We start from the raw sequence: 20,216 nt of genomic DNA, 5'->3' as shown, positions 1-20,216 counted from the left end.
GGAAATAGGAGAAAAACATGCCAAAACGTACAGATATTCAGAAAATTATGGTGATTGGCTCTGGTCCCATTGTCATTGGACAGGCTGCTGAGTTTGATTATGCAGGAACGCAGGCTTGCTTGTCTTTGAAAGAAGAGGGCTACACGGTCGTTTTAGTTAATTCCAATCCTGCAACCATTATGACAGACAAGGAAATTGCTGATAAGGTTTATATTGAGCCAATCACGCTGGAATTTGTCACCAGAATTTTACGGAAAGAGCGACCAGATGCACTTCTACCGACTTTGGGTGGGCAAACAGGTCTCAATATGGCAATGGAATTATCTAAAGAAGGCATCTTGGATGAACTGGGTGTCGAACTTTTGGGAACCAAGCTGTCGGCTATTGACCAAGCTGAGGATCGTGATTTATTCAAGCAGCTCATGGAAGAGCTGAAACAGCCTATTCCGGAATCTGAAATTGTAAATACAGTTGAAGAAGCAATGGAGTTTGCAGCGAAAATAGGCTACCCAGTCATTGTTCGCCCAGCCTTTACCTTAGGGGGAACTGGCGGCGGAATGTGTGCCAATGAGGAAGAATTGCGAGAGATTGCAGAGAATGGTCTGAAATTATCTCCCGTGACTCAGTGTTTGATTGAGCGCTCTATTGCTGGTTTCAAAGAAATTGAGTACGAAGTTATGCGTGATGCGGCTGACAATGCTTTGGTGGTCTGCAATATGGAAAACTTTGATCCAGTCGGTGTACACACAGGCGATTCCATTGTCTTTGCACCAACGCAAACTCTTTCGGATTATGAAAATCAAATGTTGCGGGATGCTAGCTTGAAAATTATTCGCGCTCTAAAAATCGAAGGCGGCTGTAATGTTCAATTGGCATTGGATCCACATAGCTTTAATTACTATGTCATTGAAGTCAATCCGCGCGTGTCTCGTTCGTCTGCCTTAGCTTCTAAAGCTACAGGCTACCCTATTGCTAAATTGGCTGCAAAAATCGCCATTGGCTTGACGCTAGATGAGGTTATTAATCCGGTCACAGGCACAACTTATGCCATGTTTGAACCGGCTCTGGATTATGTTGTAGCTAAAATTCCACGTTTTCCTTTTGATAAATTTGAACATGGAGAACGTCATCTGGGAACGCAAATGAAAGCAACAGGAGAAGTCATGGCTATTGGACGTAATATCGAAGAAAGTTTGCTCAAAGCCTGTCGTTCTCTGGAAATTGGTGTTGATCATAATGAAATGCCAGAACTAAATCTAGTGGCAGATGATGATTTACTGGAAAAGGTCGTCAAAGCTCAGGATGATCGTCTTTTCTATATATCTGAAGCAATCCGCCGTGGCTATGATATCGAAGAAATTGCAAAACTAACCAAGATTGATTTGTTCTTTCTGGATAAATTACTTCACATCCATGAATTAGAGCAGAAGTTAATGACTCATATTGGAGATGCAAATCTGCTTAGACAGGCTAAGCAAAACGGCTTTGCAGATACTAAATTAGCTCGGCTTTGGAAAATGACAGCAGAAGAAATACGTCAATTTCGTAAAGAAGAGCGGATTCTTCCAGTCTATAAAATGGTTGACACCTGTGCAGCTGAGTTTGAATCAAGCACACCATATTTTTATTCCACTTATGCTTTGGAAAATGAATCAATCAAGTCAGACAAAGAATCTGTTCTGGTGCTAGGCTCTGGACCTATTCGGATTGGTCAAGGAGTAGAATTTGACTATGCGACCGTGCACTCGGTCAAGGCTATTCAAGCAACTGGCTATGAAGCAATCATTATGAATAGTAATCCTGAAACGGTCTCAACAGATTTTTCGGTTTCTGATAAGCTTTACTTTGAACCCTTGACTTTTGAAGATGTCATGAATGTCATTGAACTGGAAAAACCTAAGGGAGTTATCGTTCAGTTTGGTGGACAAACCGCTATCAATCTAGCTGAACCATTATCAAAAGCTGGTGTGAAAATTTTAGGTACTCAAGTGGCTGATCTTGACCGTGCAGAAGATCGTGATTTGTTTGAACAGGCTCTTAAGGATTTGAATATTCCGCAGCCACCAGGTCAGACAGCGACGAATGAAGAAGAAGCGGTAGCAGCTGCTCGTAAGATTGGTTTTCCTGTTTTGGTTCGTCCGTCCTACGTTCTGGGTGGTCGGGCTATGGAGATTGTCGAGAATGAAGCAGATCTTCGTTCTTATATGCGAACTGCTGTCAAGGCTAGCCCTGATCATCCGGTGTTGGTGGACTCTTACATTGTCGGTAAGGAATGTGAGGTAGATGCTATTTCAGACGGTCGTCAGGTCTTGATTCCAGGGATTATGGAGCATATTGAACGGGCTGGAGTTCACTCAGGTGATTCTATGGCTGTTTATCCTCCGCAAACCTTATCTGTTCAAGTGCAGCAGACTATCGCCGATTATACTAAGAAATTGGCTATCGGACTTCACTGTATCGGTATGATGAACATTCAGTTTGTCATCAAAGATGAGAAGGTTTATGTCATTGAGGTCAATCCTCGTGCTAGCCGGACGGTGCCATTCTTGTCGAAAGTGACAAATATTCCTATGGCACAGGTGGCAACTCAACTGATTTTAGGTCAAACTTTGGCGGAGCTAGGGTATGAAGACGGTCTTTATCCAGAAAGTCAAAATGTTCATGTTAAAGCTCCAGTCTTTTCCTTCACCAAGTTAGCTAAGGTTGACAGTCTTTTAGGACCTGAGATGAAATCTACAGGCGAAGTCATGGGGACTGATTCAACTCTTGAAAAAGCGCTTTATAAAGCTTTTGAAGCATCTTATTTCCACCTTCCTGCTTTTGGTAATGTCATTTTTACCATTGCTGATGATACTAAAGAAGAAGCATTGGCGTTAGCACGTCGCTTCTCAAATATTGGTTACAGTATTTTAGCCACGGAAGGTACTGCTAAATTCTTTAAAGAAAATGATATTCAAGCGCAATTGGTTGAAAAAATCGGTACAGATGATCGTAATGACATTCCTGCCTTTGTTCGCAAAGGTAAGGTTCAGGCGATTATCAATACAGTCGGAACGAAACGAACAGCAGATGAACACGGTCAGGCTATCCGTCAATCAGCCATTGAGCATGGAGTGCCGCTATTTACAGCACTTGATACAGCTGATGCCATGCTAAAGGTTTTAGAAAGTCGTAGCTTTATGACAGAAGCAATTTAGAGCGGTATTCTTTTTGTCATGATATTAAGTTCTTTTTTTAAAAGCTCTTGACAAATCTATTTATCTATCTTATACTTAATACAATTAAATACAACTTTAATCATGTCCTGTGAGGCATAAAAGTAATCGTTAAAATGGATTAGTGCGCTAATCTACTATTTTGCTGTAAACTTTTGGCTCAGGATTTCCTGAGCTTTTTGATTTTTAAGGCTGTATTCAATTAATAAATGTAGTCTGTGAGCTACGATTAAGGAGAATGTGCATGTCTTTAGACAAAAATAATAAGCGAGCATTAGTTGCTGCAATTGTTGCATCAGGAACAGACGACTTAAATGTCATGTTCTTAGCTTTTTCGATGTCGTCTATCATTTCAGAATTGGGCGTTACAGGAGCCCAAGGGGGCTGGATTGCGACGATTACCAATCTAGGAATGTTGGTTGGTGGTTTGCTCTTTGGTATACTGGCTGACCGTTATCACAAGTTCAAAGTCTTTAAATGGACGATTGTTATTTTTTCATTGGCGACAGGACTGATTTACTTTACACAAAATATTTATTATCTCTATCTCATGCGTTTCATTGCTGGGATAGGTGTTGGTGGAGAGTATGGAGTTGCCATTGCGATCATGGCAGGAATTGTTCCTGTTGGAAAAATGGGACGCATTTCATCTCTAAACGGAATTGCAGGTCAAATCGGTTCCATTACTTCAGCGCTGTTAGCAGGTTGGCTGGCACCGGCACTTGGCTGGAAAGGCCTTTTCCTCTTTGGACTTGCGCCTATTGCCTTGGTTTTGTGGATGATATTAGCGATTGACGATGACCATATTCGAGATAATGGCAATGTGAAATCAACGGCAAAAGAACGCCAGCCTATTAAAATGAGCGAATTGTTTAAAACACCAGCTCTAACAGCTCAGACGGTAGCACTAATGGTCATGACGACGGTACAAATTGCTGGGTATTTTGGGATGATGAACTGGCTTCCAACCATTATCCAAACAAGCCTGCATATTTCTGTAAAAGATTCCTCACTTTGGATGGTCTCAACGATTTTGGGAATGTGTCTGGGAATGCTCACTTTCGGTCAAATCCTTGATAAATGGGGACCAAGATTTGTTTATTCAATCTTTCTTTTAGCTTCTTCTATGTGTGTTTACCTCTTCCAATTCGCCAATTCAATGCCAGCCATGATTGTCGGTGGTGCGATTGTCGGCTTCTTTGTAAACGGTATGTTTGCTGGTTATGGCGCGATGATTACGAGATTGTATCCGGCTCACATTCGCTCCACAGCTAATAATGTCATCTTAAATGTTGGCCGAGCAATTGGAGGATTTTCATCTGTGATTATTGGAAAAATTTTAGATATCTCGAGCGTTTCAATGGTCATGATTTTCCTAGCAAGCCTTTATTTGATTAGCTTTGCTGCCTTGTGGACGATTAAGAATTTAAAAGCAGAACGTTACTCACTGTTAGGAGAAGAATTAGTCGTAAAAGAAGCGTAATATACCAAGTTTTAATGAAAGTCTGTTCATTTGAATGACAGGCTTTTTACATTTCATGATATAATGAAATCAGGCAAGTATAGGAGGAGATGGGATGAATTTTAAACAGCTGTCGTATTTTCAGGATATTGTTCGTACAGGGAGTTTTACAGAAGCAGCAGAAGAAAATTTTATTTCGCAATCAGCCATGTCCCAACAGATGAAGTCGCTGGAAGAGGAGCTTGGTGTGACCCTTTTTGAACGAAAAAATCGCGGATTTCATTTAACGAGAGCTGGGAAATTTTTTTATCAAAAAAGTCAACGGTTGCTAGAAGATTATAATGGCTTGGTAGCTGATACACAAGTTTTGACAGGAACACAGCCAGTTTCCATGCGGATAGGTCTATTGTGGGGAATGACAGAAAGCGTACTGCCCCAGATTTTAGCTGAATTCAAAGAGCGTTTTCCAAGTGTTCAGTTGGAGATCATGGTAGGAAGTCATGAAGAGATTGGCACGGCACTGCGCAAGCAAAAGTTGGATATGACCATTAGCGACCAGCGAAAAGCATTTTCTGGCAATTATGCGAATATTTGCTTAACTTCTTTCCCGCTTTATATCAGAGTTGGACATACTCATCCTTTATCCCAATCAAAATCTGTTCAGATGAAAGACTTGCAGGTCTATCCAGCTTTGTTATTAGCTGTGAAAGGACAGGAAAAGATAGAATCTGATTATTATCGTGACAATCTTGGTTTTCAGTCGGAATTTAATTTTGCTTATTCTCCAGAAGAAGCAGCATTGCAACTCATGGTTTCTACTGCTTATTTTCCTTTTGAAAAAATGACTACTAAGGCAACTTCAAACCTTTATTGCGAATATTGCGAATTTCCTCTTTTGCAGAATCAGCAACCGATAGAGCGAGACTATTTTCTTTTTTATCGTTTGGAGCACGCTCATCCTTACACAGAAGATTTTTTAGAAATTGCTAAACGTTATTTCAGATAAGTTTTTCTTATCTGATTTTTCTTGTAATTCAAATTGATTTGTCAAAAGCAAAGCCGTACAATAAGAAATGTAAAGAAGAAAGTGAGGAAATATCATGGATATTGATAATAAAGTCTCTTTTCCGGATTTGCTAGGCTTATCTGAAACGGATCCAGAATTTGTTGCACTTTTTAAGCAATTCGCTTTTCAGGAAGTGCCGAAAGACCTCCCCTTCTCATTAGATGAAAGAAGATATTACTTAGCCACTTTAGCTGTTTTAGTTGGCAGTCAAGGGCTTGAAGCCTATAAAGAGATTCTTCCCGTTGCTTTGGACAATGGGGTGAAAGCCGTGGAAGTCAAAGAATTGCTGTATCAAGCGGTTGCTTATCTAGGTCTTAGTCGGGTTTATGCCTTTTTCGCACCAACGAATACGATTTTTACCAATCAAGGAATGTCACTTCCTTTGGCTAGCCAAAAAAATCCGAAAAATCAAACTCGTTTAGAAGCTGGTGAAGAAGCTCAGATTGCAATTTTTGGCGACCAAATGAAAGGTTTTGCGACAAAGGGAGAGCCGGATGTACGCCATATCAACAAATGGTTAGTCGATAATTGTTTCGGTGATTACTATACTCGCTCTAGCCTTGATTATGCTGAGCGTGAATTATTGACATTCTGTTATCTTTATTCTCAAGGGGGCTGTGAACCGCAGTTGAAGGGACATATTGCAGCCAATCTTTGCTTGGGAAATGATAAAACGTTGTTAATTGCAGTCATCTCTGCCTGTATCCCTTATATTGGTTATCCGCGTACTATCAATGCACTTAGCTGTATCAACGAAGTTGCAAATGCACAACAGTAAATTTATCACAAAGGAAGTAGAAAAATGAAATATCAAACAAAAGAAGCCTTTGATAAGGCAAATCATTTTGGACTTGGTGCATCAAATGATGCTTGTGCTCAATACTTTATCGGTCAATCGTATCTAAATGCCCTCGGTGCAACAAAGGATGGTGTGATTGCCCTTCATAATGTTACTTTTGAGCCTGACTGTCGAAATAATTGGCATATTCACCACGCTAGCAAGGGTGGTGGACAAATTTTGATTTGTACGGCTGGTGAAAGCTGGTATCAAGAAGAAGGTAAAGAAGCCGTTAGTTTATCTGAAGGCTCTGTAGTGATTATCCCCGCGAATGTAAAGCACTGGCACGGTGCGAAAAAAGATTCTTGGTTCAGTCATATAGTGCTTGGTGTTCCTGGGGAAGATTTGTCAAATGAATGGTGTGAAGCCGTTTCAGACGAAGAATATAATCAATTAAAAGATTAGAAAGTTACTGTTAGAATGAAGAGAGTTCTTATTTTAGGAGCCAATGGGCAAATTGCTCGTTTGGTGATTCCAAGATTATTACAGGAAACAGATGTACATTTGACGCTTTATTTGCGAAAAATTGCTCGTTTACAGTCACTTGAAAGTGAGCGAGTGGATGTTCTTGAAGGGGATGTCAATGATTTTGCAGCCTTGACAAGAGCCATGAAAGGTCAAGATATTGTCTACGCCAATCTCGGTGGACAGTTTGAGCCTATGGCAGCAAATGTTGTTAAAGCAATGGAAGAAAATCAAGTTTCTCGTTTGATTTATGTAACAGGCCTTGGTTTGTATCACGAAGTTCCAGGAGAGTTTGGTCGTTGGGTGGAAGAAAGTATTGGTTCGGATATTATGGACGATACTCGTCGCGCAGCGAAAATCATTGAAGAGTCTACTGTTAATTATACGATTTTACGCGCCGCATACATGACAAATAATCCTGAAATTGACTATGAATTAACAGAAAAAGGGGAGTTTTACAAGGGAACAATCATTTCAAGAGTAAGTATTGCGGATTTGATTGTTCGTATCATAAAAGAACCGTCTTTACACAGTTATGCTAGTCTAGGCATTTCAAAGCCAAGAACAGACGGCGATAGACCTATGTATTAAAGAAAATAGCATAAACCTATGGTAAGAAAGTTTGTGCTATTTTTAATTGCATGATTTTATTCCATTTTAAATGATAGGATAACAGTTTATCGCTACACAGAGAAATGAAAATGCTAGAAAAACTCCCAACGCGATACAATAAAGGTGTTCAAGCCTATTGTAAAGCGACAGGAGAAAATATAGCATAAAAATTGCATTGTTTATCACATATAAGAGTGGAACAGATGATTATGATTTACTTATCAAATTGAACTTCTTCTAACAGGTACTCAATGAATTTATCACCCATTTTAGACAAGCTAGCTTTTTCGTGTTTGATATAAACCAGCTCAATAGGGTCATCAATATCTAGCGGAATGGAAACAATATTGTCACCGTTGAGATTGCTGTTGAGAATACCAGTTGCGATAGTGTAACCGTCAAGACCGATTAAAAGATTGAAAAGGGTTGCTCGGTCACTGACAACGATGGATTTTTTATGGTGTTCTTGGGATAGGATTTCTTCTGAAAAGTAAAAGGAATTGTGGGTGCCTTGGTCATAGCTCAGATAAGGAAAATCTTCTAGATCAGCTAATTGCACCAGTTTTTTCTTTGCTAGAGGATTGCTCTTGCTGACAAAGATATGGGGCTGTGCGGTAAAGAGATGAGTGGCAATCAAGTGATTGTCATCTAGCATTTTGGAGAGGACATCGCGGTTGTAGCTGTTGAGAAATAGAACACCAATTTCACTACGGAAATTTTTGACGTCATCAATGATTTCCCAAGTTCGGGTTTCCCGCAGGAAGAGCTCGTACTTTTCCATGTCACTCTTTTTGAGCAGAGATACGAAAGCATTGACCACAAAGGCGTAGTGTTGTGAGGAAACGCTGAAAAGTTCTCGGTTAGCAATGGGATTTTTATAACGTTCTTCCAGCAGCTGGGTTTGCTCCACTACCTGACGAGCATAGGAGAGAAATTCCATGCCGTCCTTGGTCAGAGTAATGCCTTTGGGATTGCGGATGAAAATTTCAATACCCATTTCATTTTCCAAATCACGCACAGCATTAGACAGACTGGGTTGGGTGATAAATAACTGTTTGGCAGCTTCGTTCATACTGCCCGTTTCGACGATTTTAATAATATAATGTAATTGCTGAATTCTCATAAGCCTATTTTATCACATTAGCATTGACAAAACACTTGTTAAGTTGTAAAATATGTTAAATTTAACCTTTAAGAAAGTCCAGCGAGGCTTCCAAGGTTTCAGGTGAAGGAAGAGTGGGAACAAGTCTGCTCTCTATTTTCGTGAGACCTTGCGTGTGTATGCGAGGTCTTTTTTGGTAAAGAAATGAGGTAGAAATGGTAAGTAGTTCGTGTAAGAAAAGATTCGGAAAAATCATGTTGGAGAAGATGAGCATTGTGCATCAAGAAGAAATTGCTCCGCGAATTTTTGCTATGGATTTACAAGGGGAAATGGTTATCCAGATGAAGGCTGGGCAGTTTCTACATATTCGAGTCCCAGATGATACGAAGCTTCTACGGCGACCTATTTCAATTTCAGAGATTGATAAAGAGAGAAAAATCTGTCGGATTATTTACAGGATAGAAGGGGCAGGCACAGAAATTTTTTCTAAATTGCAGAAGGGTCTTCAGTTGGATGTCATGGGTCCTCAAGGAAATGGGTTTGATTTATCTGGTTTGGACATTGAAGATACAGCCTTAATCATAGGAGGCGGTATTGGTGTTCCGCCCTTGCTGCAGGTAGCAAAAGAATTACATAGCAAAGGGGTCAAGGTCACTTCGGTTCTTGGATTTGCAACAAAATTTGCTGTTATTTTGGAAGAAGAGATGAAAAAATACGGTCGTGTCATTGTAACAACAGATGACGGCTCTTATGGTCGCAAAGGCTATGTTTCCTCTGTTGTGAATGAGTTGCCAGAAAGTTTTACTGCGGTTTATGCTTGCGGTGCCCCTGGTATGCTCAAATATGTTGATGAAACATTTCGTAGTCATCCACGAGCTTACATTTCTATGGAGTCACGAATGGCTTGTGGAATGGGGGCTTGCTATGCTTGCGTACTTCATGTGGCTGGTGAGGATCAATCAGTCAATAAGCGTGTCTGTGAAGACGGTCCAGTTTTTGAGACTGGTACAGTTTTGGTGTAGGAGGTGAACATGTCGAAAAATCGTTTAGCAGTTTCTCTTCCGGGTTTGGAATTAAAAAATCCAATTATTCCAGCTTCGGGCTGTTTTGGTTTTGGTCAGGAATATGCCAAATATTATGACCTAGATGTGCTTGGCTCAATCATGATTAAAGCAAGCACGCAGAATCCTCGTTTTGGCAATCCGACACCGCGTGTGGCGGAAACACCAGCTGGTATGCTCAATGCTATTGGTTTGCAAAATCCTGGTGTAGATGTGGTGTTAGCAGAAAAGCTTACTTGGTTGGCTCAACATTATCCTAATCTGCCGATTATTGCTAATGTTGCTGGATTTTCTAATGAAGAATATGCTTTTGTTGCGGGAAAAATTTCTCAAGCACCAAACGTTAAAGCAATCGAACTCAATATTTCTTGCCCTAATGTGGATCATGGCAATGGAGGATTATTGATTGGGCAGGTGCCGGATTTGGCATACGAGGCTGCGAAGGCAGCAGTAGATGTATCGGAAGTGCCGGTCTATGTGAAATTGACACCTAGTGTAGCAGATATTACGCAGATAGCTATAGCAGTTGAAGCTGCAGGAGCAACGGGCTTTACCATGATTAACACCTTGGTTGGCATGCGGTTTGACTTAAAAAGCAGAAAACCCATTATTGCAAATGGAACGGGTGGGATGTCAGGACCAGCTGTTTTTCCAGTCGCCTTGAAGTTAATTCGTCAGGTAGCCCAATCTAGCAGTTTGCCAATCATTGGTATGGGTGGAGTAGATTCAGCAGAAGCAGCCATTGAAATGTTTATTGCGGGAGCATCAGCTATTGGTGTTGGCACGGCAAATTTCACTGACCCTTATGCTTGTCCTAATATCATTGAGAACCTACCTAAAGTTATGGATAAGTATGGCATTGAAAGTTTGGAAAGTCTGCGAGCAGAAGTTAGAGAAAATTTTCTTGCTTAATTGATGTTTTACTTGACAAGAGATAAAGTAAATTGTAAAATAATTGAAATAAAACCTTTAAAGAAGTCCAGAGAGGCTACTAAGGAAGATACGGTTAAAATGGCAGTTTCTGCCAATTTTCGTGTAACCTTGCCTCGGGCAAGGTTTTTCTATAGCTCGTAATAAGGCAAATTTAGAGCTATTGATGATTAGCTAGTGCTACTAAGCAACTTCACCGTTTGATGTAGTATAGTCAGTATTGAAAGGTGGCAGAGCTAGAGATTCTGTCAAAAGGTTAAAAATGGCGAAAAGCCTATAAAAAGGAGAAGAATCCATGCGTGAAGAACGTCCTATTATTGCCCTTGATTTTCCGTCATTTGATGATGTCAAGGAGTTTTTAGAGCATTTTCCAGAAGACGAAAAGTTATATGTCAAAATCGGTATGGAATTTTTCTATGCCATTGGTCCGGAAATTGTGCATTATCTGAAAGGTTTGGGACACAGCATTTTCCTAGATTTGAAATTGCACGACATTCCAAATACAGTACGCTCTGCCATGTCAGTTTTGAGAACCTTTGGGATTGATATGGTGACGGTTCATGCGGCAGGTGGCGTGGAAATGATGCGAGAAGCCAAGAAGGTTTTAGGTGATCAGGCAAAGCTCGTAGCAGTGACCCAGCTAACTTCTACCAGTGAGGAAGATATGAGGGATTGCCAAAATATCCAAACAACTGTTTCAGAATCTGTTGTCAACTATGCCTGCAAAGCTAAGGAAGCTGGACTGGACGGAGTTGTTTGTTCGGCTCAGGAGGTTAAGCTGATTAAATCCGCAACATCAGAAGATTTTCTGTGCGTCACTCCAGGTATTCGACCAGCTGGTTCTGAAATCGGAGATCAAAAACGGGTTATGACGCCGCAAGAAGCTCATCAAATTGGTAGTGATTACATTGTGGTTGGGCGTCCAATCACACGAGCAACTGATCCAGTAGCTGCTTACCTAGCTATAAAGGCGGAATGGGTGAATGGTTAGAAAAATCTATCGAGCAATCATTGATAGACCAATAGGTTACAAAGACAACTTTGGCAATTGTTATCCTATCAACTATGGTTATATTCCGGATTTATTTGCTGGAGACGGCGAAGAACAAGATGTTTATATCATTTCGGAAAAAATACGAGAACCTTTGGAATCTTTTGAAGGAGAATTGATTGCTGTTATTCACCGACAAAATGATGTGGAGGATAAGTGGGTACTGACCTCTACAAATGAGAATATTACCATAGAAGATATTAAAGAAAAGACATATTTTTTGGAACAATATTTTGCTTCCACTATTGAATTATTGTAAAGGAGAAATCATGACTTTAGCAAAAGATATTGCCCGTGACTTACTGAAAATTGAGGCTGTTTACTTGAAACCGGAAGAGCCTTTCACTTGGGCGAGCGGTATCAAGTCTCCAATTTATACAGACAATCGTGTGACCTTAGCCTATCCAGAAACGCGGACGTTGATTGAAAATGGCTTTGTAGAGAAAATCAAGGCTGAATTTCCAGAAGTAGAAGTGATTGCTGGAACAGCGACAGCGGGTATTCCTCATGGTGCTATTATTGCAGACAAGATGAATCTGCCCTTTGCCTATATTCGTAGCAAACCAAAAGATCATGGGGCTGGAAATCAGATTGAAGGTCGGGTAAAATCAGGTCAAAAAATGGTCGTGGTTGAGGATTTGATTTCAACTGGTGGTTCTGTTTTGGATGCTGTTGTAGCAGCGAAGCGGGAAGGTGCAGATGTCATTGGAGTAGTGGCTATTTTCACTTATGAATTACCTAGAGCAGAAAAGAATTTTTCAGATGCAGGTGTGAAATTAGTAACCTTATCTAACTATACTGAATTGATTAATCTGGCAGAACAAGAAGGCTATGTTTCAGCAGAAGGTTTGGCTCTACTTGAGAAATTTAAGCATGATCAAGAAAATTGGCAGGGATAAGAAAGATGAATCTAATAGAACTAAGTAGGAAGTATCCTCGGGCAGAAGTTTGGGCACATCCAGATGAGTTTCCAAACTTATATGATTTAACATTGAGAGGAGTCAAGCAAGCGACAAGTTCTTGGTTTGAAGAGTATGAAAAAGACAAGGAATCGTTACCTAAAGTTGGAGAAGTCTCCATCATGCTAGATAGAATGGAGAATCCTAGTCGAGCCTTGGTCATGGTGACTAAAGAAGTTCTTGTCCGTCCCTTTCATCAAGTGACAGCAGAAGAAGCTTTTTTAGAAGGAGAAGGCAATCGCAGTTTAAGAGATTGGCAGACTATTTTTGGTGATTATTGGCGTAAAACCTTGCCAGAAGAAGGATTAGAATTTTCAGAGTCTGGTTTGGTTGTTACAGAAATTTTTACTGTCTTAGAAGATTATCTTTTAGACAATGAAGAAAACGGACGTAGCAAGTAATTAGACGTTAAGCAGCAATCTGACGATTGTTGTTTTTTTAAATAGCGAAACACTGTAGATTTTGTTATAATATCCCTATGCTAAAAATGTACTCTTTTTTCTTTGGAATCTTGCAAAAAATCATGTTACTGATTGGCTTGCATTGGTTTTTTACTGTGATTAGTCATCTAGGGACAATTTCTAGTCTGGCTTTGATTGGAGTGGCGATACTAGCGTTTCTGGCTTATCGTTATCTAGAAAATTTAAAAAAATGTTACCACTACCTGATGAAGCACAAAGTTGCTATTATGATAGCGGTGATTATATTTCAGTTAGCCATGCTTTTGTCTGCTCAGTTGCTGATTCGGCGAGATGCAGCAGTTGTTTTCAACGGTGCTTTCAAATATTTAAAAGAATCTTCCATTTCCAGCTATTTGACACGCAATCCGAATAATCTGTTTCTCTTTTTGTATGAGCGCTTTTTTTATAATATCTTTGGAAGCTCAGCTTTATGGATTTTGCAGGGATTAAATATATTTTATGCTGATATAACGGCACTCATTTTGTACAAGGGAATGAAAAAATATGTGAGCAAGCCGGCTGCTGATATGACATTTAGTTTGTATGTCTTGCTAGTTGGCTTTTCACCTTATTTTTATTCGATGTACACGGATATATGGCCTCTTCCGCTCATTGCTTTACAAATATTCTTACTTCTTGATTTATTTGGACTTCAATGGCAGGATAAGAGAGGACTCTTCATAAAGACAATCGGATTAGGTTTGATAAGTGGGCTTGCAGTTCTGATTCGACCAACTGCGTTGATTGTTATTATGGCAGGTTTTATTTTGCTGTTGTTCAAAAAGGAATGGAAGAAATTTATCCTAATCTTTTTCACCTTTCTCCTATCGTTTGGCGTAACTTCTATCGGCGGAAACTATCTGAAAGCGACGCAAACAGAAGTGACATTGATACAAGAGAAAGGATTGTCTAAAAGTCCTCTGCTCTTTATTGACTTAGGGTTGACTTTTATTGGACACGATCAAGAAGACATGAAAGAGGGCTTGCTTCAATACATTGATGTGGATCAGAGAGAACAATATAATAATGGAATGTTTAAGCAAGAAAATGTAAAAAAAGAAATCAAACGACGTTTAAAAGAGTATTCGTTTTTTGGATTTCTCAATCATCTTTACTATAAGCATTCATTAACTGTTTCAGAAGGAACTCTAGGTTGGTTATATCGAGATGTGGAATGTGAAAAAACGCCTTATATCTCCCCTCTTTATCCTTATACAAAAAAGAATCTTGTGGCACAGTTTATCAGAACTTATTTTTTGAGTGTGGATAAGAGTGAGTATCGCTATTATGAGATTGTGAAGCAAGTTGTTTGGATTGTGATGAGTCTGGGTCTTGTTTTTGCCTTGTGGAAATATCGTGCAGATGATAAACTCAATATGCTCAGTCTTGCAGTCTTTGGTGGTTTGTTGTTTTTGCTCATTTTTGAAGGTGGAAAGACGCGGTATTTAATACAATTTTTACCGCAAATCATCATATTGTCTGCATTAGGATTGACTAAATATTTACCGGATTGGTTAAAAAGTAAGAAAGGAGAAAAGATAAAATGAGAAAATCGTTTTACACTTGGTTGATGACGGAGCGCAATCCCAAAAGCAAAGCACCGAAGGCGATTTTAGCAGACTTGGTGTTTCATGAAACAAATTTCCCTAAGCACACGGATGATTTTGATGAAGTTAGCCGTTATTTGGAAGAACATGCTGACTTTTCCTTTAATCTTAGCGATTTTGATGCGATTTGGGAAGACTATCAGGCTCATTAGTTCGGAGAAATGATAGAATTTTCCGAGTTACTTTGCTATAATAATAGTAAATAATGTGAAGAAAGAGGTTCTTTATTTGCAAGAACATTCAGTAGAAATTACCTTACAGCATCCGGATGATGCTTTTCATCTTTTTGGTTCCAATGAACGTCACTTGCGTTTAATGGAACAGGAGTTGCAGGTAACCATTCATGCAAGGACGGAGATTGTCCAGATTATCGGTAGCGAAGCAGCTTGTGAGGAGACTCGTCAGGTGCTTCAAGCTCTGCTAGTCTTAGTCAACCGTGGAATGACGATTGGAACACCAGATGTAGTGACGGCTATTACAATGGTCAAAAATGGTGAAATTGATAAGTTTGTGGCTCTGTATGAGGAAGAAATTATCAAAGATTCTTATGGCAAGCCCATTCGTGTCAAGACCTTAGGGCAGAAAATCTATGTTGATAGCATTAAGAATCATGATGTTGTCTTTGGGATTGGACCGGCAGGGACAGGAAAAACCTTCTTAGCGGTGACCTTGGCAGTGACAGCACTCAAACGCGGTCAGGTCAAGCGAATTATTTTGACTCGTCCGGCAGTAGAAGCGGGCGAGAGCCTAGGATTTCTACCAGGGGATTTAAAGGAAAAAGTGGATCCTTATCTGCGACCAGTTTATGATGCATTGTATCAGATTTTAGGTAAGGATCAAACAACGCGTCTTATGGAGCGAGAAATCATTGAGATAGCTCCTTTAGCTTATATGCGTGGACGAACATTGGATGACGCCTTTGTCATCTTAGATGAAGCGCAAAATACAACCATTATGCAGATGAAGATGTTTCTAACACGACTTGGTTTTAATTCCAAGATGATTGTCAATGGGGATATTAGCCAGATTGACTTGCCAAAGAATAATAAATCAGGTCTCATTGATGCGACAGAGAAATTGAAAAATATCAAGCAAATTGATTTCGTTTACTTATCAGCCAAGGACGTTGTGCGTCATCCTGTGGTTGCAGAGATTATCCAAGCCTATGAACATTCTACTGAAGTGGTGCATCATCATTTTTCTAAAGAAGAAAATTCTACTTTAGTTAGTCACGAAATCGTCAGCGAGCCAGTCAAGGAGTTGGAAGATGATGAAGGAATATCTCTTGACTAATCTGGACAAGTTGCACACGACTGATTTTGAGGAAGTACGCTTGCAAAAGAATCTGCTACGTGACTGATGACTATCAATGCATCTTCCTATGTCATGATCACAGGACACAGAAAGTAAGAATTAAAAAATGATTGACCAACTATCTAAGTATTACAGTTGTAGAATACTAACTGAAAAGGATATTCCAAGTATTTTATCTTTATATGAAAGCAATCCTCTATATTTTCAGTATTGTCCACCAAAGCCAAATTTGGCAAGTGTAAAAGAGGACATGCTTCGTCTACCTGAAGGTAAAGCTAAGGCTGATAAGTTTTATGTTGGATTTTGGAATGGCTTTGACCTTGTGGCTGTTATGGATTTTGTCTATGCATATCTTGATGAGGAGACTGTTTTTATTGGTTTGTTTATGGTTGATCAAGCCTATCAGAGGAAAGGGATTGGCAGTCAGATTGTGACAGAAGCACTAGCCTATTTTGCTAAAAACTTTCGAAAAGCACGTTTGGCTTATGTCAAGGGGAGTCCGCAATCTCAGCATTTTTGGGAAAAGCAGGGCTTCAAACCAATTGGAAGTGAGGTCAAGCAAGAACTCTATACGGTTGTTATCGTTGAACAGAGCTTAGGAGATTAGAAATGGCATCAAGTAAGAACTATTTGGAATTTGTTTTGGAGCAATTATCAGGATTAGATGATGTGACTTACCGTTCCATGATGGGGGAGTATATTCTTTACTTCCGTGGCAAGATTATTGGTGGCATTTATGACGATCGCTTTTTAGTTAAACCCGTGCAAGCAGTCTTAGATAAGATTGACCAACCTTCTTTTGAGTTTCCATACGAAGGTGCCAAAGAAATGATCTTAGTGGAAGACCTTGAAAATCAGGTGTTTCTAGAAGACTTAATTTTAGCCATGTATGATCAATTGCCGCTACCTAAACCTAAAAAGAAAAAATAAATGGAATGAAGCAAAGAGGTGGATTTGAAAGCTCTTTTCTTATAGTTATACGACTTAAAATGATAAGTAAAAAAGAGTCTGGGACAATAGCGTCTCAGACTCAAATAATTATTTTTATAATAAATGAGTAGTGTAGTAGGTGATTGTTCAAAAAAACTGCTTAAAAGGTGGTGTATAGGACTTGCGAAGCAAGTTGGCATATCCTTTTATTTTCAAAACTCATACTAAATCATTGATATCGGTGTAGTCACGATTAAGCCCTTCTGCGACGGGTCGGCTAGTGAGATAACCTTTATAAGTAGTCACTCCTTGTTGTAGCCCCCAATCATCTGCAATAGCTTGTTCAAACCCTTTGTCCGCCAAAGCTTCAATGTAAGGAAGTGTTACATTTGTTAAAGCAAGAGTTGATGTGCGAGCAACAGCACCAGGTATGTTGGCAACGGCATAGTGAAGTACACCATGTTTTTCATAGACAGGTTCATCGTGAGTGGTTACACGATCAGCAGTTGCAACAACTCCACCTTGGTCAACGGCTACGTCAACGATGACAGAACCTGGACGCATTTGGCTGACCATATCATCCGTAACGAGTTTAGGTGCTTTGGCACCAGGGATTAGCACGGCTCCAATCACTACATCAGCATCTTTGACGCTTTCAGCAATATTGAAAGAATTAGACATAAGGGTCTGGATTTGGTGACCAAAAAGGTCTTCTAGTTCTGACAGTCGTTTAGCGCTGATATCAAGAATAGTAACATGCGCTCCCAGTCCTAAAGCGATGCGAGCTGCGTGTGTCCCAACAACTCCACCTCCGATGATAGTGACTTTTCCTTTAGGAACACCAGGAACGCCGCTTAGTAGCACGCCGGAACCGCCTTCTTGTTTGGTTAGAAAGTGAGCCCCAATCTGCACAGCCATTCTCCCTGCAACCTCACTCATAGGAACGAGCAGAGGAAGTTTTCCTTCTTGGTCACGAACGGTTTCGTAAGCAATCCCTGTTGTCTTGCCCACAATCATCGCATCGGCCAATTTAGGCGCAGCAGCCATGTGTAGATACGTGAAAAGCAAGAGGTCATCACGTAAGAAACCGTATTCAGTAGCTAAGGGCTCTTTGACTTTGACAACTAGATCAGCTGCCCAAACTTTGGCTGCAGTTGTAACAATTGTCGCTCCCTGTGCTTTGTAGTCGGCGTCTGTAAATCCAGAACCAAGACCAGCTTTGGTTTCAACCAAAACCTGATGACCTTTTTGGACGAGACTGTAAACGCCAGCTGGTGTTAAAGCAACACGATTCTCATTGTTTTTAATTTCTTTTGGAATACCGATTAACATAGATTTACTCCTTTTTTTGAGATGTTTTTATTGTATATGAAAACGTTTTAAAAATCAAGGCGAAATCAAAGAACATTGATTTCAGTGAGTATTTATGTTATGCTATGAGGCAACATAGGAGGTTCGTGTAAAATGGAAAGTATTTATCTAAAGCTAGCTGAAAACCGAACTTTGGAAACAGAGCGCCTGCTCCTACGACCTGTGACCTTAGATGACGCTGAGGGCTGAGGCTATGTTTGAATATTCCTCTGATGAAGAAAATACTCGCTACACTTTTTTACCTAATAAAGATTTGGAAGAAACTAAAAATATTATTGCTCGTTTATTTATTAGTCGACCGCTCGGAAATTGGGGAATTGAGTTAAAAGAAAATGGAAAACTGATTGGCAGCATTGACCTACACAAGCTAGATCCGGTCCTCAAAAAGGCGGCTATCGGCTATGTGATTCATAAGAATTACTGGAATCAGGGCTTGGCAACGGAAGCTTTGAAAGAAATAATCCAGCTGGCTTTTGAAAGTTTGAATATGAATATGTTGGTGGCTCTCCATGATGTGGAAAATCCAGCTTCAGGACGGGTTATGGAAAAAGCTGGTATGAACTTTTCTCACATAGATCCGTATGCTGCCTTGGATTTACATAAAGAAGGTCGAATTTCTCAGAGAGCTTATTATCGTTTGACAAAGGAAGATTATTTTAAAAAATATTGATGTGAACATGATATTTATAGGAAATTTTAATGGTGATTAGGTTCTTTTTGGGACGTTCTAACACAAAGTTCTTTCTCTTATGATGAAAACATTTTTCAAATCTATTGACAAGAATCTGTCTACGTGATATAGTAGATAGGTACTGCTGATTTAGCTCAGTTGGCAGAGCGCATCCATGGTAAGGATGAGGTCGCCGGTTCGATCCCGGCAATTAGCATGAAGAACAGGAAAAAGCCCAATTTTAATGGGCTTTTTTGCATTGGTGACGATATTAAGACATCAAATTCATCAGCTATTATAGGTGATGGTATTCTCTTAGGTCAAAGCGTTGGCACAGACCTAGTCGGTTTGGACTTCTATCAAATAATGCCGGCAAATAATGCTGGTATCTGACCCGATTACAGGCGCCTCCGGCTAACTTCATCATGGTCAATACTTAAGGAAAACGTTTTGTAGATGAGTACGGTAGTCGAGATAAATTGGACCAAGCAGCGATTGACAATGGCGGTCTTTTCTATCTGATTGCAGACGAAAATATCAAAGAAACGGCTTATAATACCAGTCAAGAAAAGATTGATGCGCAGGTAGCACATGGAATGATTTACCGATCAGATAGTTTGGAAGAGTTGGCTTAACAGCGACAAATGGAGCTACAGGTCTTTATCAAGACGATCACAGCTTATAATATTTATGTTGATGCGGGCTATGATCCTGAATTTGAAAAGGAAGCTTTCGATCTCAAGGTTGAAAAAGCACCGTATTATGCCACTCTTCGAAAACCAGCCATTCACCACACTATGGGTGGGCTTAAGATTGATACGGAAACACATGTTATCAATAAACAAGGACAAGTTATCCAAGGTCTCTATGCAGCTTGAAAGTAGCTGGCGGATTGCATGCCGGAAACCGTTTAGTTGGCAATTCTCTTACTGATATTTTCACTTTTGGACGTATCGCAGCCGAAACCGCTATTGCAGAGAAATGTTAATCTTGATTTTTAGGTAGAAATCCTCTCAGTTTTGGGAGGATTTTTTGTAAATATTCTTGACAAGCATTTCTTTTAATGTTAAAGTATTAACTAATTAAAAGTAGAAAGGAGAAT

General features: G+C 39.9%; 19 protein-coding genes, 1 tRNA gene and 2 pseudogenes. 20 read left to right on the top strand and 2 right to left on the bottom strand.

All coding sequences use genetic code 11. The features are described from left to right. Window positions 1-17: 17 nt before the first annotated feature. The 6 genes from carB (at window position 18) to IYQ91_RS01200 (ending at window position 7,637) form a co-directional block, all read left to right on the top strand. Window positions 18-3,197, top strand: coding sequence for a carbamoyl-phosphate synthase large subunit (carB, locus tag IYQ91_RS01225; protein WP_195672825.1), 3,180 nt, complete (start codon window positions 18-20; stop codon window positions 3,195-3,197). A 262-nt stretch (window positions 3,198-3,459) separates the two neighbouring features. Beyond that, on the top strand, window positions 3,460-4,698 hold the full coding sequence (locus IYQ91_RS01220; RefSeq protein WP_037590212.1) for an MFS transporter: 1,239 nt from the start codon (window positions 3,460-3,462) through the stop codon (window positions 4,696-4,698). 94 nt (window positions 4,699-4,792) lie between these two features. After that, complete coding sequence (locus IYQ91_RS01215) at window positions 4,793-5,683, top strand: LysR family transcriptional regulator (protein ID WP_195672824.1); 891 nt, start codon at window positions 4,793-4,795, stop codon at window positions 5,681-5,683. Window positions 5,684-5,777: 94 nt separating this feature from the next. Then, window positions 5,778-6,521 (top strand): carboxymuconolactone decarboxylase family protein, encoded by a 744-nt coding sequence (locus tag IYQ91_RS01210; RefSeq protein WP_003024831.1) that lies wholly within the window; start codon window positions 5,778-5,780, stop codon window positions 6,519-6,521. 24 nt (window positions 6,522-6,545) lie between these two features. Then, window positions 6,546-6,986: a cupin domain-containing protein gene (locus tag IYQ91_RS01205; protein ID WP_003024829.1), complete on the top strand. Its 441-nt coding sequence runs from the start codon at window positions 6,546-6,548 to the stop codon at window positions 6,984-6,986. A 15-nt stretch (window positions 6,987-7,001) separates the two neighbouring features. Then, window positions 7,002-7,637 (top strand): SDR family oxidoreductase, encoded by a 636-nt coding sequence (locus tag IYQ91_RS01200; RefSeq protein WP_003024827.1) that lies wholly within the window; start codon window positions 7,002-7,004, stop codon window positions 7,635-7,637. A gap of 235 nt (window positions 7,638-7,872) precedes the next feature. Here IYQ91_RS01200 and IYQ91_RS01195 read toward each other — a convergent pair whose 3' ends face one another. Next, complete coding sequence (locus IYQ91_RS01195; RefSeq protein ID WP_003024824.1) at window positions 7,873-8,781, bottom strand: LysR family transcriptional regulator; 909 nt, start codon at window positions 8,779-8,781, stop codon at window positions 7,873-7,875. A gap of 194 nt (window positions 8,782-8,975) precedes the next feature. Here IYQ91_RS01195 and IYQ91_RS01190 point away from each other — a divergent pair, with 194 nt between their 5' ends. From IYQ91_RS01190 to IYQ91_RS01140, 11 genes are all read left to right on the top strand, one after another. Beyond that, window positions 8,976-9,782, top strand: coding sequence for a dihydroorotate dehydrogenase electron transfer subunit (locus tag IYQ91_RS01190; RefSeq protein WP_195672823.1), 807 nt, complete (start codon window positions 8,976-8,978; stop codon window positions 9,780-9,782). Window positions 9,783-9,791: 9 nt separating this feature from the next. Continuing rightward, window positions 9,792-10,733, top strand: coding sequence for a dihydroorotate dehydrogenase (locus tag IYQ91_RS01185; RefSeq protein WP_195672822.1), 942 nt, complete (start codon window positions 9,792-9,794; stop codon window positions 10,731-10,733). Between the two features lie 313 nt (window positions 10,734-11,046). After that, window positions 11,047-11,742: an orotidine-5'-phosphate decarboxylase gene (pyrF, locus tag IYQ91_RS01180; RefSeq protein WP_003024815.1), complete on the top strand. Its 696-nt coding sequence runs from the start codon at window positions 11,047-11,049 to the stop codon at window positions 11,740-11,742. Beyond that, entirely contained in the window at window positions 11,735-12,061 is a 327-nt protein-coding gene (locus tag IYQ91_RS01175; protein ID WP_003024813.1) for an inorganic diphosphatase, read from the top strand. Before pyrF ends, IYQ91_RS01175 begins: the two co-directional genes overlap by 8 nt. A gap of 10 nt (window positions 12,062-12,071) precedes the next feature. Next, window positions 12,072-12,701, top strand: coding sequence for an orotate phosphoribosyltransferase (gene pyrE, locus IYQ91_RS01170; protein WP_003024810.1), 630 nt, complete (start codon window positions 12,072-12,074; stop codon window positions 12,699-12,701). Window positions 12,702-12,706: 5 nt separating this feature from the next. After that, entirely contained in the window at window positions 12,707-13,162 is a 456-nt protein-coding gene (locus IYQ91_RS01165) for an ASCH domain-containing protein (RefSeq protein ID WP_003035663.1), read from the top strand. A 77-nt stretch (window positions 13,163-13,239) separates the two neighbouring features. After that, window positions 13,240-14,769 carry a glycosyltransferase family 39 protein gene (locus tag IYQ91_RS01160; RefSeq protein WP_195672821.1) on the top strand — a complete coding sequence of 510 codons (1,530 nt, stop codon included), beginning with the start codon at window positions 13,240-13,242 and terminating at the stop codon, window positions 14,767-14,769. Next, window positions 14,766-14,981, top strand: a complete 216-nt coding sequence (locus IYQ91_RS01155; protein WP_195672820.1) for a YozE family protein — start codon at window positions 14,766-14,768, stop codon at window positions 14,979-14,981. The genes IYQ91_RS01160 and IYQ91_RS01155 overlap by 4 nt, the downstream gene beginning before the upstream one ends. A 76-nt stretch (window positions 14,982-15,057) precedes the next feature. Further along, a complete protein-coding gene (locus tag IYQ91_RS01150; RefSeq protein ID WP_195672819.1) occupies window positions 15,058-16,122 on the top strand; it encodes a PhoH family protein in 1,065 nt (354 codons plus the stop codon). Window positions 16,123-16,249: 127 nt separating this feature from the next. Continuing rightward, complete coding sequence (locus tag IYQ91_RS01145; RefSeq protein ID WP_195672818.1) at window positions 16,250-16,750, top strand: GNAT family N-acetyltransferase; 501 nt, start codon at window positions 16,250-16,252, stop codon at window positions 16,748-16,750. A gap of 2 nt (window positions 16,751-16,752) precedes the next feature. Further along, on the top strand, window positions 16,753-17,073 hold the full coding sequence (locus IYQ91_RS01140; RefSeq protein ID WP_195672817.1) for a TfoX/Sxy family protein: 321 nt from the start codon (window positions 16,753-16,755) through the stop codon (window positions 17,071-17,073). A 219-nt stretch (window positions 17,074-17,292) separates the two neighbouring features. Here the strand turns inward: IYQ91_RS01140 and ald are convergent, their stop codons facing one another. Further along, entirely contained in the window at window positions 17,293-18,405 is a 1,113-nt protein-coding gene (ald, locus tag IYQ91_RS01135) for an alanine dehydrogenase (protein ID WP_195672816.1), read from the bottom strand. A 132-nt stretch (window positions 18,406-18,537) separates the two neighbouring features. On the opposite strand from ald, the pseudogene IYQ91_RS01130 reads away from it, so the two are divergent. From IYQ91_RS01130 to IYQ91_RS01115, 3 genes and pseudogenes are all read left to right on the top strand, one after another. Further along, window positions 18,538-19,114, top strand: a pseudogene (locus IYQ91_RS01130) (GNAT family N-acetyltransferase). 144 nt (window positions 19,115-19,258) lie between these two features. Further along, a tRNA-Thr gene (locus IYQ91_RS01125) sits at window positions 19,259-19,331 on the top strand. 41 nt (window positions 19,332-19,372) lie between these two features. Further along, window positions 19,373-20,102: pseudogene (locus IYQ91_RS01115) on the top strand (FAD-binding protein); the annotation flags it as partial. Window positions 20,103-20,216: the final 114 nt, after the last annotated feature.

It is taken from the genome of Streptococcus sp. HF-2466, assembly GCF_015594645.1.
GTDB classification, from domain to species: Bacteria; Bacillota; Bacilli; order Lactobacillales; family Streptococcaceae; genus Streptococcus; species Streptococcus anginosus.
Note: the sequence above shows the minus strand (reverse complement) of the source record. Positions and strands in the feature narration are given on the sequence as shown.

What these genes read in the sequence shown, in the direction of transcription:
- IYQ91_RS01200 (WP_003024827.1), top strand. Translation starts at nt 7,002, where the DNA reads ATGAAGAGAGTTCTTATTTTAGGAGCCAATGGGCAAATTGCTCGTTTG.
- ald (WP_195672816.1), bottom strand. Translation starts at nt 18,405, where the DNA reads ATGTTAATCGGTATTCCAAAAGAAATTAAAAACAATGAGAATCGTGTT.
- IYQ91_RS01140 (WP_195672817.1), top strand. Translation starts at nt 16,753, where the DNA reads ATGGCATCAAGTAAGAACTATTTGGAATTTGTTTTGGAGCAATTATCA.
- IYQ91_RS01145 (WP_195672818.1), top strand. Translation starts at nt 16,250, where the DNA reads ATGATTGACCAACTATCTAAGTATTACAGTTGTAGAATACTAACTGAA.
- IYQ91_RS01160 (WP_195672821.1), top strand. Translation starts at nt 13,240, where the DNA reads ATGCTAAAAATGTACTCTTTTTTCTTTGGAATCTTGCAAAAAATCATG.
- IYQ91_RS01175 (WP_003024813.1), top strand. Translation starts at nt 11,735, where the DNA reads ATGGTTAGAAAAATCTATCGAGCAATCATTGATAGACCAATAGGTTAC.
- IYQ91_RS01205 (WP_003024829.1), top strand. Translation starts at nt 6,546, where the DNA reads ATGAAATATCAAACAAAAGAAGCCTTTGATAAGGCAAATCATTTTGGA.
- IYQ91_RS01185 (WP_195672822.1), top strand. Translation starts at nt 9,792, where the DNA reads ATGTCGAAAAATCGTTTAGCAGTTTCTCTTCCGGGTTTGGAATTAAAA.
- IYQ91_RS01195 (WP_003024824.1), bottom strand. Translation starts at nt 8,781, where the DNA reads ATGAGAATTCAGCAATTACATTATATTATTAAAATCGTCGAAACGGGC.
- IYQ91_RS01165 (WP_003035663.1), top strand. Translation starts at nt 12,707, where the DNA reads ATGAATCTAATAGAACTAAGTAGGAAGTATCCTCGGGCAGAAGTTTGG.
- IYQ91_RS01210 (WP_003024831.1), top strand. Translation starts at nt 5,778, where the DNA reads ATGGATATTGATAATAAAGTCTCTTTTCCGGATTTGCTAGGCTTATCT.
- carB (WP_195672825.1), top strand. Translation starts at nt 18, where the DNA reads ATGCCAAAACGTACAGATATTCAGAAAATTATGGTGATTGGCTCTGGT.
- IYQ91_RS01190 (WP_195672823.1), top strand. Translation starts at nt 8,976, where the DNA reads ATGGTAAGTAGTTCGTGTAAGAAAAGATTCGGAAAAATCATGTTGGAG.
- IYQ91_RS01215 (WP_195672824.1), top strand. Translation starts at nt 4,793, where the DNA reads ATGAATTTTAAACAGCTGTCGTATTTTCAGGATATTGTTCGTACAGGG.
- pyrF (WP_003024815.1), top strand. Translation starts at nt 11,047, where the DNA reads ATGCGTGAAGAACGTCCTATTATTGCCCTTGATTTTCCGTCATTTGAT.
- pyrE (WP_003024810.1), top strand. Translation starts at nt 12,072, where the DNA reads ATGACTTTAGCAAAAGATATTGCCCGTGACTTACTGAAAATTGAGGCT.
- IYQ91_RS01155 (WP_195672820.1), top strand. Translation starts at nt 14,766, where the DNA reads ATGAGAAAATCGTTTTACACTTGGTTGATGACGGAGCGCAATCCCAAA.
- IYQ91_RS01220 (WP_037590212.1), top strand. Translation starts at nt 3,460, where the DNA reads ATGTCTTTAGACAAAAATAATAAGCGAGCATTAGTTGCTGCAATTGTT.